At 69.2% G+C, this 14,553-nt stretch carries 7 protein-coding genes; 3 read left to right on the top strand and 4 right to left on the bottom strand.

Annotated features, from left to right (window positions below):
• Positions 1-8: 8 nt before the first annotated feature.
• From DQG15_RS12220 to DQG15_RS12210, 3 genes are all read right to left on the bottom strand, one after another.
• Positions 9-1,955: a cation:proton antiporter gene (locus DQG15_RS12220; RefSeq protein ID WP_116085662.1), complete on the bottom strand. Its 1,947-nt coding sequence runs from the start codon at positions 1,953-1,955 to the stop codon at positions 9-11.
• A gap of 105 nt (positions 1,956-2,060) precedes the next feature.
• Complete coding sequence (locus DQG15_RS12215) at positions 2,061-5,549, bottom strand: hypothetical protein (protein ID WP_116085660.1); 3,489 nt, start codon at positions 5,547-5,549, stop codon at positions 2,061-2,063.
• 379 nt (positions 5,550-5,928) lie between these two features.
• Positions 5,929-6,909, bottom strand: a complete 981-nt coding sequence (locus tag DQG15_RS12210) for a hypothetical protein (RefSeq protein WP_116085658.1) — start codon at positions 6,907-6,909, stop codon at positions 5,929-5,931.
• Between the two features lie 511 nt (positions 6,910-7,420).
• Here DQG15_RS12210 and DQG15_RS12205 point away from each other — a divergent pair.
• The 3 genes from DQG15_RS12205 to mdoH are packed head-to-tail and all read left to right on the top strand — an operon-like array spanning position 7,421 to position 12,050.
• Positions 7,421-8,617, top strand: coding sequence for an OpgC family protein (locus DQG15_RS12205; protein ID WP_116085657.1), 1,197 nt, complete (start codon positions 7,421-7,423; stop codon positions 8,615-8,617).
• Complete coding sequence (locus tag DQG15_RS12200; protein WP_116085655.1) at positions 8,614-10,155, top strand: glucan biosynthesis protein; 1,542 nt, start codon at positions 8,614-8,616, stop codon at positions 10,153-10,155. The genes DQG15_RS12205 and DQG15_RS12200 overlap by 4 nt, the downstream gene beginning before the upstream one ends.
• Positions 10,143-12,050, top strand: coding sequence for a glucans biosynthesis glucosyltransferase MdoH (gene mdoH / locus DQG15_RS12195; protein ID WP_232830833.1), 1,908 nt, complete (start codon positions 10,143-10,145; stop codon positions 12,048-12,050). Before DQG15_RS12200 ends, mdoH begins: the two co-directional genes overlap by 13 nt.
• A gap of 98 nt (positions 12,051-12,148) precedes the next feature.
• Here the strand turns inward: mdoH and gghA are convergent, their stop codons facing one another.
• Positions 12,149-14,545 (bottom strand): glucosylglycerol hydrolase, encoded by a 2,397-nt coding sequence (gene gghA, locus DQG15_RS12190; protein WP_116085653.1) that lies wholly within the window; start codon positions 14,543-14,545, stop codon positions 12,149-12,151.
• Positions 14,546-14,553 lie beyond the last annotated feature (8 nt).

Raw genomic sequence — 14,553 nt, 5'->3', positions numbered from 1 at the left:
GGGCGTCCCTACTGCCCTTCCATCTTCCGCGTTTCGGACTTCGCGACCGCGGCGGCTTCGGCATCCCGGTCCCGCCGTGCTGCATCCCGTGCATCCTCGCTGTCGTCGAGGGCGGTGACGAGGGCTGTTTCGAGATCCTTGTTCAGCTCTCGTGCGCGGGCGATGTACTCGGCATTCTCCGCGACCGGCACGCCCGGCCGCCAGACATCGGCAAGCTCGCGGATCGTGCGGCGGTCGTGGGTGTAAAAGGTGCGCTCGATCTCGTGTGCCTCGAATTCCGAGAAGGACATGTTCTCGAGCACGTAGCGCCCCGCCCGGAGGGAGCTGTCGAACATCTCCCGGACGATGTCGTTCGCCCCGGCCCGATAGAGCTCGTAGACGTGCACCCGGTCATGGGCGCGGGCGACGATGTGCAGGTCCGGCCGGTGCGCTCGCGCATGGCGAACGAGTTTCAGGGCGGCGGCCTTGTCGTCGAGGGCCACGACGAGGACGCGCGCATTCGCCAGGCCCGCCGCATGGATGATCTCGGGGCGGGTCGGATCGCCGAAGAATCCCTTGAAGCCGAACTTCCGCATCAGCTGGATCGTCGGCAGGTCGTTGTCGATCACCGTCGTCGTCAGTCCGGCCATCTGCACCATGCGGTTCACCACCTGCCCGAAGCGCCCGATCCCGGCGATGATCACCGCGCCCTGCTCGTCGATATGGTCATGCTCCGCCGACTTGCGGCCGCCCGAGAGCCGCCGCGCGATCTGGTCCTGCGCGATGAAGAACAGCGGCGTCATGAGCATCGACAGCGCGACGACGAGAAGTAGGAGCTGCCCGAGCGCCGCGTCGAACACCCCCTGCTGCAGCGAGAAGGACACTAGGACGAAGCCGAACTCGCCGGCCTGTGCGAGGCCGAGGGTGAACAGGAGCCGGTCCTCGCCCTTCAGACGGAACGCGGTGGCAAGGCCGAGGAGGATCACGCCCTTCGCCAGCACCACGAGCAGCGTCAGCCCGATCACGTCCCCGAGGTTGCGCCAGAGATACTGGAAGTTGATGTCCGCGCCGACCGCGATGAAGAACAGGCCGAGAAGGAGACCCTTGAAGGGTTCGATATCCGCCTCGAGCTCGTGCCGGAACTCGGAGTTCGCCAGGACCACACCGGCCAGGAACGTTCCGAGCGCGGCGGACAGACCGACGGCGTTCATCAGCACGGCGATGCCGACGACCATGAGCAGCGCCGTCGCGGTGTACATCTCCCGCAACTTCGCCATGTGGACGAAGCGGAAGACCGGGCGTGTGGCGTAGATCCCGACGAGGATCACCAAGGCCACGGCGCCGAGCGTGACGAGCGTGACCTGCCATCCCGGAAGCCCCTGTACGAGGCTGAGCGCGGCCTCGTGGTGCCCGTCGCCCGCGCGTTCGATGGTCCCGGTCTCGGAGATCCGCGCGGAGATCCCGGGCATGGTCAGAAGCGGCAGGATCGCGAGGAACGGAATGACGGCAACGTCCTGCGTCAGGAGGACGGAGAAGGAAGCATGGCCCCCCGGCGTCTTCATCAGACCCTTTTCCGTCAGCGTCTGAAGCACGATGGCGGTGGAGGAGAGGGCCAGCGTCATGCCGATGGCGATGGCGGTGGGCACAGGCACGCCGAGGATGAGGCAGCCCCCGGCGATCACGAAGGTGGTCAGAAGGACCTGCATCCCCCCAAGGCCGACCAGCTTGTGCCGCATGTCCCAGAGCGCCCGCGGCTCCAGTTCGAGGCCGATCAGGAAGAGCATCAGCACGACGCCGAACTCGGCGAAATGCATCAGCTCACCGGCTTCGGTCCCGAGCATCCCGATGAAGGGCTGGATGGCGATGCCGGCGAGGAGGTATCCAAGGACGGACCCGAGCCCCAGCCGCGCGCAGATCGGCACCGCGACCACCGCGGCTGCAAGATACAGCGTGGCCTGGGCAAGTATGAATTCCATGGGCTGGCAGGTCCGTCAGAGGATCGTCGAGGGCGCGTCGGCTTACAGTGAGGCACCCCGCCGGGGCGGGCAAGGCCCGGCTCCCGGGACCTGCCGCTCCGGGGATCAGCTTTCGGGCATCTGCAACACGTGCTGCCGCCCGCGCTTGACGTAGGACACCTGCCCGTCGTCGATCCGCGCGACCTGCCCGCCATCGACCTTGTCGCCCACCTGAACCTTGACGTAGCGGCCCGAGCCGAGGCGGATGAGGGCGCGGCGCTGGTTGGCGGAGCCGTAGGTCCCGATGAGCGCGAGGCCGGACATGTCGAGCGCATTCTTCGTGGTCGCGGTGGCGGCGACCGCACCGGACGTGGGAGCGGAGGGCTGCACCCGCTGATTGCGCGCGACGGCCGGCCCGCGGGCCGGTGCCGCACTCGGCTGTGCCTGCGGCTGCGGCTGCCGCTGGGGCGCAGCCTGCGGCACGGCAGTGGCGGCGGGGGCGCTGGTCTGCACGGCTGCCGTCGATGCGGCCGCGGCCTGGCTCGCCGCCGACTGCGAGGCGCGGACGCTGGCGACGATGCGGGAAATGTCCTCGGGCCGACTGGCGGGCTGGACGGAGGCGGCCACGGCCAGGTCGGTGGCATTCGAGAGCCTGGCTGCAAGCGCGGCGCTCACCGCCTCGTCGATCGCCTCCGAATCCGCTGCCGCGGCAGTTTCCGGCATCAGGGCCAGGGGGCGGGCGCGGGGGCGGAGCTTGCCGATCGCGATATTCGGCGCGTCCTCGGCGGCGTCATCGTCCGCCGTCCCCGCGTCCGCATCGGCCACCTGGAGTTCGGCGCCGTCCGGATCCGTGCCGTCGACGTCATCGGCCACGTCGAGGGAGACGTCATCAACGTCTTCTCCGTCGTCGGAGGCGGTCGCTGTCTCGTCCTGTCCGGTATCGGCACTCGCATCCTCATCGCTCGGGCCGAGGGTGTCCGGCCGCGGCTGCGGGCGGAAGCCGAAGAGCGGATCGGCTTCGCGGGCCGCTTCCTCGAGGTCATCCGGCCGCGACGGCGGGATGACGTCCGGCGGGCCGGCAACGATGGGAATGCCGACGGCGGACAGGGCGCCCTCTTCGGTCGGCGTCACGGTGCCTACCAGATCGCCGCCAAGCTCCTCGCCGTAGGATTTCGGCTCCGGCAAGCCGCTGGGACGGTCCGCTTCGGGATTGCCGGCCTCGGGCAGGGCGCCGGGCTCTTCGGCAGGCACGCCGGGATCGACCGAGGCGACGACGAGGCCGCGTGCGGCATCCGCCGCCGGCTCGTAGCCCCGTTCGGGCGCGGCCTGCCAGATGCCGGTGGCGTCGTAGAAGGCCCGTGCCTCGGCGGCAGAAACGGCGGGCGGCGCTTCGGACGCGGCGTCCTCCTGCGGCTCCGCAGCGCTTGGCGCAGGCAGATCGCCCCGGGGCTCAAGGGCGGCCAGATCCGTATCGGGCGCAGCTTCCTCGTCCGGCACGGCTGTTTCGAGGGCAGGCGTTCCTTCGGTGGTCTCGGCGGTCCCTGCGGCGATCTCCGCATCCGGATCCGCGGCCTGCATCTGCGGCGGCTCGTCCGCCTCTGCGGAGGGAGCGGTTCCCCCGGCGGACAGTTCGGCCGCCGGGTCCAGCTCCTCCGCATCCCCGACGCGGGCGGTTTCGAGCTCGGACGGCTCGCGGATCTCGGGCATGGCGACATCCTCGTCACCACTGAAGATGAGCGACCATATCCCGACCAGCGCCACGAGTGCCACGAGGCAGGCGGCAACGGCCAGGCCGAGCGCCTTCGGGCTGCGCGCGTTCGCAGGTGCGGCCCCGCGACGGGCGCCGAAGACGGTGAGGCTCTCCTCCTCGGAGAGGCTGTTTTCACTGGCCGGAGAGACCGCGCGCGGCGCCGGAACCATGCCGTCCTTCGGGCGAAGGCGCGGCGGCTCGGGCGCCGGGCGTGCGGCCTCCGTGCCGGGTGTCCCAGCTGCGCTGGACGGGGGCATGGGGGGCGGCGCCGCAGGTTCGGCAAAGCCCGTCAGGCCATGCGCGAAGCCGGGCGCGGCGGCGGGGGAGGCCCCCGGTGTCTTCTGTTCTGTCGCGGGCGTGACGTTGCCGGCAGGGCCCTTCGCCCCGGCCACGGTGGCGGCCCCCGCTGCACCGGCCGCACCTGCGGCTCCGGCAAGCGCGGCGCCCATGCCGGCGTCGCCGGCCCGTTTCGTGCGGCCAAGCGGCGGGCCGGCCTCACCGAAGAGGGGGCGCGGCGGTACTGTCGTCTCGGTGGGCGTGCCTGACGCGCTGCCGCTGAAGAGCGGGTGCTTCGGTGCTTCGGCCTGCGGTGCGGGCGCGCCCATGGCGGGCGGCTCGGTGCGCTGATGATCTGCGCGGGACGGTTCGGTCTTCTTCAGAACGCTCCCGGCAAGCCCCCTCAGACCGCCAGCCTTTCGGGACGGCGCGGCCGGCTCGGCCGTCTTCGCCAGATGCGGCGGGATCTCCGGGCGGGGCACGGTCGGCGGCTTCGGCTCGGCGTCCGGCCCGCTCAGGATCGGTGCGCCGTCCTCGCCCTCGGGCGTCTTCGGCGGAGCGACCTGGCTCGCGCGAGACAGGCTCGGCGCGCCCCCGGACGGCTCCCCGGAGCGCGCGCGCATTGCGGCGAAGGACGGCAGGACGGGAACGTCGTCCGTGAGGCGTCGCGGCGGAACGCCGGGGTCCGGGTCCGCCGGCACGTCGGGGGTCTCGGCGTCGGTGGTCAGGTCGGGCGCGGCGGTTCCGGCTGGATCGTCGCTGGTCCGAGGCTCCTGCGGCACGTCCGGCATGACAGGTGATGCATCGCCGGAGACCTCGGCGCCCGTGCGGTCATCGACAGGGGGGGCGGCCGGACCATCCTCGAGGTGGGCTGCGTCCGCAGGGGCGGCCATCTCGTCCGTTGTGCCCTCGGCGGGCTCGTCGTCTGCCTTGTCCGGACCGTCCAGCGCGGCGGTGTCGCGCGGCGTCTCCTCGATCCGGGGATCCGTCTCCTCGTCCGGGATCTCGATCTCCCCGGTCGGGGTCGACTCCGCCGCGGCGCCGGCAGCGGTCCCGCCGGCGTCGGTGGGGGGCATGGGGGCGAGTATCACGGGCGGGACGTTCGCCTTCGCCTCGTAGGCGCTCTGCTCGGCCGCCGTGCCGGTGAAGATCGGGCGGCCCGGATAGTCCGCCATGCCATCGCTTGCGCTGACACCGCTCGGCGCGAAGCCGTGCTGGGTGGCGAAGCGCTCGGCCTCGGACAGCGTTTCACGTGCAACCACGGCGACATGGAGCTTGCCGTCCTTCTCGGTCCAGTCCCAATCGAGCTCATCGACGGAATAGGGCGTCCGGCCGTCGAGGGCGCTGCGGATCCGGCCGCGATCGACCACCTCGTCAAGGCCGGAGGCCGGCACCTCCAGGCAGAGGACCTGGCTTTCGGGCAGCCAGAGTTCGACCTCCGCGCCGGGCTCCGCCTCGGCGGCCAGGGCACCGAGCGCCGCATCGAAGTCAGGCGCATCCAGGCGGACGGCACCGACGAGTTCACCGGTGCCGGCGTGCTTGAGGGCCACCTCGTCATCACCGAGTTCGAGAATGTAGGCAATGCTCATCGCGTCTGGTCCGTCTCGCCGATTCCGGGGCCATGCCAAGCGGCGGCCGCAAGCCATTGATACAGCACGGCCCGGCGCTTGGAAACCGAAGGGACCTTCACCTGACCGTGCGGAGCAGGCATCGGGGGCGCGTCCAGCCGCCCTCGGCCTGCCGATCTGTTGCCGGATTTGTCCTGTCGGCGGCGCCCGAACGCAATCGTCCGAAAAGGGCGAACCGCGATGAACGGCGAATTGCTGCTCACGGCCCGCCGGCGCCTCCGGTCTGACGGCTGTGTCGTCTCCTCGCGGGCGGAGGGTCGAGACGCCCCGAGGGGCGGAGCCGCTCAGGCCCCCGGTACTGCCCGGCGACCGAACGTGGCCGCGGCCGGGCCGCCGCCCGTCAGCGATACCACATCTTCTCCTTCTTGATGCGGTTGCGCAGGGCCTGTTCCGGGCGGGGCAGGTCCGCGCGGTCGAACAATGCACGCAGGCGGTGGCCCTTGCCCTGAAACAGCAGACGGCGGAACGGTTCGTGCTCCTTCAGCGCCTTCTTGATCCAGTTGGGCTGGCTGACCGTCTCGAGGATCTCGACGGTCCGGTCGCTTTCCCGCGCATAAAGCAGCGACAGCACGCGCCAATGGCAGGTCACGTCTCCGTCCAGCCCTGCAAGCTCCGGCCCCGGCCGCCCGCCATTCAGGGAGTGGATGACGAGGGGCAAGGCGATCTGGTCTAGCCACGGATCGAGGGATTGGCAGGCCAGCGCCTCTGGCGGGTCGTTCCTGATCGAAAGGGAATAGTCGAGAAAACGGGCACCGAAGGCGGCAGCATCTGCGCCGAAGAACCAGCCCGCATTGAAATAGAGATAGCGCTCCCAGTGCTCGTCCGGCTGGGAGAGGTCCAGCGTCGGCGTCATGTCGAGGCCGAATCGGTCGTAGAGCGAGCCCCAGATCTCGGTATATCCGGGGCCGTAGAGCGGCGGCTCAGGCCATGTCCCCTCCCGCCTCATCGAAGCGGACGGACGCGCCCAGTCGAAGGGCACGTCGCTCAGGGAGCCGGTGACGAGGGTGTCGCTGTCGAGAAAGAGAAACGGGCCCTCCGGGAGGGCGGACAATCCCTCGATCTTGTTGCCGTTGGGATAGGCCGCGCCGAAATGCTCGGCGCTGAACGGGGTGATCTCCACGTCCAGCCGCTGCAGCGCCTCCCGCACGTGAGGAGACGAGATGCGCGGATCGCCGGGCCATGCGCCGCCCGGCTGCGGCTCCAGCGCCACCAGACGGCCGTCGAAACCGGGATCCATCTCGCGCAGGGACGCGGCGAGGAGAAGCGCTTCGTATTGCAGTCGTCCGTCCTGCGCGACGAAGGCGATGGTGAAGCCCGCCATGATGTCCTCCGCTCTCGCTGGTCCGGGGCCAACCTTAACGGGAGGCGGCCGGGCGAGAAAGTGGGGCAGGCGGGGCGGACCTTCGACGTGTCGCCGCACCGTCGCCGTCGCCGCCGGCGCGGCCTTCCGGGGCAGGGGCGCCGCCTCCCCGGGTGGGGTCAGACCTGAGGGGCAGATGGGGGCGCTTTCGCCGAGCCTGCCGATTCCATGCCGCCTGTCCCGCACGGGGTAGGGGCGCAAGAATCGTCTGTCGCTCCGCCCCTGTCCGCAGTCACGATTCTGGACATGCGAGGTACGATTTATGCCCCCTCGGCGGGCACTTGGCGCCTCCCCCGGCGGCTTTTTGCCACTTGCCTGCCGCAACGCGGCATTTTCGGCGCGCACGTCTTTCCTTCGACGTGAAGGGCGGTCATGTCCGGATATGTCGGGGACGAGGCGCCGGTGTTGCGCACAAGGTCGGCACGTTCGGCGTGTCCCGCGACGGGTTCTGAAGGATCTTGATACCGGCGCTATGACCGCAACCGACATACTGCCAGCCGCGCCTCCCCAGGTTGCAGCAACCATTCCCGCGGCCGCGCGCGATATCCGTCTCGATTTCTTCAGGGGCGTCGCGATGTTCCTGATCTTCATCGCGCACATGCCCGGCAACTTCCTGAATGCGTGGCTGCCGACGCGCTTCGGCTTTTCGGACGCGACGGAGATCTTCGTCTTCTGCTCCGGTGCCGCGTCCGGCATCGCCTTCGGTCGCGTCTACGACCGGTCCGGCTTCGCCATCGGGACGGCGCGGATCGGCCTGCGCGTCTGGCAGCTCTACTGGGCGCATATCGGCTTCTTCTTCGCCCTCGCCGCGACGCTTGCCGCGATCGACGGGGCGGGACTGTTCGACAAGGACTACGTGAACTCGCTGAACCTCACGCCGTTCTTCGCGGATCCCGAGGCGCTTCTTCCGGCGCTGATGACGCTGACCTACGTGCCGAACTATTTCGACATCCTGCCCATGTACATGGGAGCGCTGGCACTGGTGCCGCTGATGATGGCGGCAGCCCGGATCGCCCCGGCTGCCGCCATTGCGCTCTCGGTCGGGATCTGGTTCGTGGCGGCGATCGAGGTACTGCACCTTCCGGCGGAGCCCTGGTCCGACCGGGAATGGTTCTTCAACCCGTTCGGCTGGCAGCTCGTCTTCTTCACCGGCTTTGCGCTGACGCGGGGATGGATCAGGACGCCGCCGGTGACATGGGGCCTCGTGACCGCCGCACTGATCCTGCTCGTCCTGACGATGCCGTTCGCCTACTGGCGCTTCTACATCCATCACGAGTGGATCCTGAGCCTGCGGGAGGCGGCCCGGCCCCTCCTTGAGAAGACCGATCTCGGCCTCTTCCGCTATCTCTACTTCCTCGTCCTGGCCTATGCCGCCTATGCCCTGTCCGGCCCCGAGGGGCGGGCGCTCCGGGCCACGCCCGCCGGCATGGCGGGGCAGCTCTGGGGCGGACTGCGCGCCGCCATCGTCCGCGTCGGCCAGCGGTCCCTCGCGGTCTTCGTCTTTTCCATGGCGCTGTCCCGGATCGCCGGGCTGGTGCTCGACGTGACCGGCCGTACGCCGCTTCTCGTTCTCGCCGTCACCATTGCCGGCTGCACCCTCATGGTGGGCGTGGCCTACGGCACCGGATGGCTCATGTCGGAACCCTGGCGCAAAAGGACATCGTCATGATTTCCCGTCGCACAGCTCTTGGCGTGATCGCGGCCGGCCTCGCGGCCCGCGGCGCGTCCGCCGAGATCATCCCGGAGTCGTCGCCGCGCAGCGCGGCGCGTCTGCTCCCCCTGTCTCAGCCCTTCTCCGTGGAGGCCCTCCGGACCCGGGCCCGCGCGATGGCGGAGGGGTCCTTCACGCCGCGCGATCCCGTACCGCAGGAATGGCAGGACCTCAGCTACGACGAGTATCGCTCGATCTGGTTCCGCGATGCCGCGGCGCTCTGGAACGAAACAGGGCGCCCGCTCCGCGTCGATTTCTTCGCCCCCGGCCTCTATTTCCCCCGCGGCGTTTCGATGTTCGTGGTGGAGGACGCGGCGGCGCGGATGGTCGCGTTCGACATGGACCTCTTCGACACGACCGACCGGTTCCCCGATCTGCCGGTGAGCGAGAGCATGGGCTTCTCCGGCCTGCGTCTCCGGGCCGAGCTCGAAAAGGCCGGCATCTTTCAGGAATTCGCGGTATTCCAGGGCGCGAGCTACTTCCGCGCCATCGGTCAGGGCGAGGTCTACGGTCTGTCGGCGCGGGCGCTGACAGTGGATACGGCCGGCCCGAAGGGCGAGGAGTTCCCGGATTTCACCGAGTTCTACCTCGAAGCGCCAGACCCCGGCGCGACGAGCTTCCGCATCCATGCGCTCCTCGACAGCCCCTCCGTCACCGGCGTCTACAGCTTCGACATCTCGGCCGGCGAAACGACGGTCATGGACGTGGACGCGGTGATCTATCCGCGGCGGCGCCTCGCCAATATCGGCCTCGCACCGCTCACCTCGATGTTCCTCTTCGACCAGACCAACCGCGCGCGCTTCGACGATTTTCGCTCGGCGGTGCATGACAGCGAAGGCCTGTGCATCCATAACGGCCGGGGCGAGACGCTCTGGCGGCCCCTGGCCAACCCCAGGACGCTCCAGATCTCCCAGTTCCTCGACGACGGGATGCGGGGCTTCGGCCTGATGCAGCGGACGCGGGGGTTCTCCGCCTATTCCGACCTCGAGGCGCTCTACCACAAGCGCACCTCGGCCTTCATCGAGCCGAAGGGCGATTGGGGGCCGGGGTCCGTCACGCTGGTGGAGATCCCCGCCGACCGTGAGATCTATGACAACATCGTCACCTACTGGTCCCCGAGGGAGCCGCTCGAGGGCGGCAGCGAAGTGGCCTACGCCTACCGCATCACATGGGGGCCGGAAGCGGCGCCCGGGCCCGATGCGCCCGCGCGGATCGTCGATACGCGGATCGGACGGGACTTCGCCGGCAAGCTCGTCGTCGTGCTCGACTTCGCGGGAACGGACGCGATCGAGAACATCTCCGCCGAGGACATCTACCTGAACGCCTCGCGCGGCACGCTCGGCACGCCGCGCCTCGAGACCAATCCCGATACCGGCGGCCCCCGCCTGACATTCTCCTTCGATCCCGGCGAGGAGACCGCCTCCGAACTTCGCGCGCAATTCGTCCGGGACGGCGCGCCCCTCTCAGAAGTGTGGCTGTACAGATGGACGAGCTGACCCGCCTTCTCACCGCCGTTGCCGGCCCCGCCGGCTCGGAGATGGTCCCGCCCGAGCAGCCCCTGCCGCACCCGCGTCAATCGCTGCGCCATGTTCCCGACGAAGGCCGATGCGCCGCGCCGATCCGGCAACGTGCCCGCGTCTGGCGGGCGATGACGTTCCTGCCGGCGCTTCTGACCACGGGGCTTCTCTGCACATTCTTCGGCCGCTGGCTGGCGGAGGACGGGCTCGGCTTCGCCGAGGCGGCGCTCGTCGCCCTTGTCTGCGCCACGTTCTTTTGGATCGCCATGTCGCTGGCCACGGCCACGGTCGGCTTCCTGCATCTTCTGACCGCGCCGCCGCTGCGCACGCGCGCCGAGGACCCGGCCCCTCGCGGGATCGACGTCGCGCTCCTCGTGCCGATCTACAACGAGGTCCCCTGGGACGTGATGGGCAATGCCGCGGCCATGCTGGACGAGCTCGGCCGCTCGGAGACGCCGCACACCTTCTCCCTCTTCGTCCTGTCCGATACGCGCGATCCCGTCATCGCCGCGCAGGAATGGCGGGCCGCCGAGCTTCTGGCCGAAGCGCTGCCGGAGGGGCGCCGCTTCTACTATCGCCGCCGCCCTGAGAACACCGACCGCAAGAGCGGCAACATCGCCGACTGGGTCGCCCGCTGGGGCGGCGGCCACGAGGCCATGGTGGTGCTGGATGCCGACAGCCTCATGAGCGGCAAGGCCCTCACCAGTCTTGCGCACGAGATGGCGGCGGACCCCTCCGCCGGTCTCATCCAGTCCTTCCCCCGCCTGATCGGCGCACGGACCTTCTTCGCGCGGGTGCAGCAATTCTCCTCCGTCGTCTACGGCGCCCTTCTCGCCGAGGGGCTGGCGACATGGACCGATACGGACGGGAACTACTGGGGCCACAACGCGATCATCCGCACCGCGGCGTTCGCCTCCTGCGCGGGCCTGCCGCGCATGCCGGCCCTGCGCGGCGAGGGTGGTCTCATCATGAGCCACGATTTCGTCGAGGCGGGCCTTCTGCGGCGCGCCGGCTGGTCCATCCGCTTCCTGCCGAGGATCGACGGCAGCTACGAGGAAAGCCCCGCCTCCCTGATCGATTTCTGCCTCAGGGACCGGCGCTGGTGCCACGGCAACCTGCAACACCTTCTCGTTCTCGCGACGTCCCGTCTCGCCGGGGTCTCGCGGTTCCATCTCTTCTCGGGCGCGATGGCCTACCTTATGTCACCCGCTTGGTTCGTGCTCCTGTGCATCTGGGCCCTGCTCGGCACAGGGCAGACCAGCGTCGTGCAGTACTTCTCGCCGGACAACCCGATGCGTCCGCTCTGGCCGGAACTCTCTCCGCTCGACAACGTGCTCGTCCTCGTCTTCATGTACTCGATGCTGCTGGCCCCCAAGGCGCTGGGCGCGCTGTCGCTGCCGCTGACCGGCATCAAGCCCGCGCATTTCGGACGCCGCCGCTTCTTCTGGCTCTCCATCTGCCTCGAAGTCGCGGCCTCCGTCGCCTTCGCCCCGATCCTGATGGTGCAGCAGATGATCGCCGTTCTGCGCACCATCGCCGGCGTCCCGGCCACCTGGTCGCCGCAGGCCCGCTCCGGCGGGGATTACCGGCTGGGGGTCCTGCTGCGCTTCCACGCGCTCGAGACGGTGACCGGGATCCTCCTCGTTTCCGGCATGGCGACGGGGCTGGTCTCCCTCTGGCTCTTGCCGATCGCGGCGAGCCTTCTTCTGTCCGTCCCGATCTCCGCCCTGTCCTCCATCGACCTGGCGCAGAGGCGCTGGACGGATGTCTGGCTCAAGACACCTGAATCGGTAGACGAACCGCGCATCATCTCCAGCGCCCGCACCCGCCGCGAGGAACTGCGCCGGACGCTCGGAGAGCCCGGGACGGTCTGAGGCGAAGCGGGGCAGCGAGCTGCCCCGCCACCGCGCAATTTAGCAGGGTGTACCGCGGGGCCGGAGCCGGTCGCCCGGCTCGGGCCTAGGTGCCCCGATCAGCCGGGGGTGCGGGTGAACACGAGGCCCATGCTGTCTCGCAAGACGATCGGCCCGCCGACATAGTCCTGACCGATGCCGGGCGTCCTGAGCGCCAGTTCCCAGCCGAACCCGTCCAGCCCCGGAATGCCGAGGCGCACCGGATCGAAGTCGTCCGTCGGGCCGCCCTCCATGTGGGTCACGGTATAGACCTGTTCGCCGTCCGGCCCGTGGCGGAGGGAGGTGAAGACCGTCCGTCCATCGATCGGGCGGATGTAGTCGAAATGGTCGCCGTCCCTGAAATTGTCCCGCAGCCACGGCCGTGCTCGGCGGAAATTGCGCACCGCCAGCATGAAGTCGGTCTGCACGGAGTCGAGCCGGGGCAGGGAATGGGAGACATTGCAGTACTCGTGCATGTCATCCATCCACGCGCGCGCCACCGCCTTCAGCGTCGCATCGCTGAAATGCTCGGGCCCGGCAAGCTTCGGTTCGGCGACGTTCAGAAGCCGCGCGATCTCGTCGAGGTCGTACTCCGTGACCTCCACCAGGGCCGGCAGGAACTCGAAGAACCGCGCGAGATCCTCGCGGGTGGCGAAGCCCATCTCCTTCAGGCGCCGGAAGTTGGCGGGAACGGAATAACTGTACTCGTCCACCTGCCACTTCAGGCTGATCGCCTCCTCGGCCACGACCTTCACGCCGTAGAGGTCGTCCTGGTTGCGGATGAAGCCCCAGGACGCGCGGGCGCGGGCGTTCAGGAAGTCCATCGGAACGCCCGGCAGCGCGGCATAGGTCAGCATCGCCACGGCCGGATTGTCATAGGCCTTGTCGAGGATCTCCATCTTCGTGTCGCCGAGGCGGGTGTTGATGTTGAGCTTCGGGTTGACTTGGGTGCCACGCCGGAGCGTGTCATGGTTGGCCGTCCCGGAGATCCAGTTGGCACCGTGGGTCAGCATCTCCTGGATGCGCCAGAACTTCGACAGCCAGAACGTGTAGATGAACGGCGTGTTGTGAGCGAAGGTCAGCGGCCCCCACTGGAAGATGTCGTCGTCCTTCTGGCTCTCCACCACCGCGCGGTAGGTGGAGGACAGCTCCCAGTCTTCCTGCGGCCACGGGCGGCCGTCCTCGAAGATGAACCACGGTCTGTAGGTGGTGCCGGCGACGCATTGTTCGACGTCCGCCATCTGCTGGAGATACTCGTCGTCGTGCTTGAGCTCCTGACTGGTCGGGTCCCACCACTTGAAGTCCTGCGCGCCGTCGACGCGGACGCCGTCCGCCCCGAAATCGACCTTCCGGCGCTGCAGCTCCAGCAGGATCGCGCGGACGGTGGGGTTCTTGTAGGCCATGTTCTGGCCGTACATGTTCGGTCCGGCAAAGAAGTGCGCGTTGAGCGCGCCGAGGCCCTGGTTGTCGGAATGACCGAACACCACGTCGAGGATCAGGCGCTTCGGGGGCTGGGTGGTTCCGGGACGCGCGGGGAAGGTGTGGAGCGTCGCCGCGAGGTCGACGAGCTCGTCCGGCCGCCCGCTTTCCAGGAGCACCGGGTTTACCGTGGCCATGCCGCCGATCACGACGTCGTAGCCCCAGTTTGTGGTGTCCGGACGGGTGAGGTTCACCGTCACCTGCCCGTCTTCGTGGTCCGTCTCCTCCCAGAAGGCGTGCCCGTCCTCGTAGACCGTCGTCGGCTCCACCGGGAGGAGCTGCACTGCGTCATAGCCGAGGAAGAGCTGGTCCGCCGGCTCGAGCGCCATGTCGTTGGCGAGGCGCTCCGCGAGGCGCTGGTAGCGGCGGTTGAGCGAGGCGATGGTGCCGCCGGCGGTGGCGGTGGGGACGTGGATCTGCAGGATATTCGTCGGCGGGCCGAACTTGTACGCGCTGCCGTCCTCCGTCGCGAGGGAGCGGAAATACTTTTCGTCCGCCCGTCCCCGATGCATGGAGGCCACGTCGTAAAGCTCCGCCGGCGCGAAGGCGCCGTAGGGCAGGGAGGCCGCGAGGGGATCGAGGATGCGGTGCCAGGCTCCCTCCGGGTCGCGCCAGACGAGAGCGTAGAAGTCGCCCACGTCCTCCCGAGTGCCGATCTTCAGCCCGGACACGGCGGCGAAGACGCGATCCTCGTAGCGCGCCACGGGCAGGTAGACCCGCTCGAAGCGCAGGGTCTGGCTGGCGCGGGTGAGGTCCACGTCCTCTTCCGGGGCGAGGAGCTCGAGAAACACGTCCCCGTCCGGCACGCGATGATCCAGGAGTTCCGGCGTCCAGAAGCCGAAGGTGACGTGGCCCTCCGCGACATGGGCGCCGAGGCGGCGGGCCAGCTCCATCTCCGCGTCGAAGGAGGTTTCGGCCTCGTTGAGGATACGGTGGCAGTCTTCGGCCAGGCCCGCGGCGATGTCGGGCCGGGCTTCGGCGCGATCTTTAAGGGACATGGGGTTCC

Origin of the sequence: Tropicimonas sp. IMCC34011, assembly GCF_003390865.1 — a bacterium.
Taxonomy (GTDB): Bacteria; Pseudomonadota; Alphaproteobacteria; order Rhodobacterales; family Rhodobacteraceae; genus Tropicimonas_B.
This window is presented reverse-complemented; position numbering and strand designations above follow the sequence as displayed.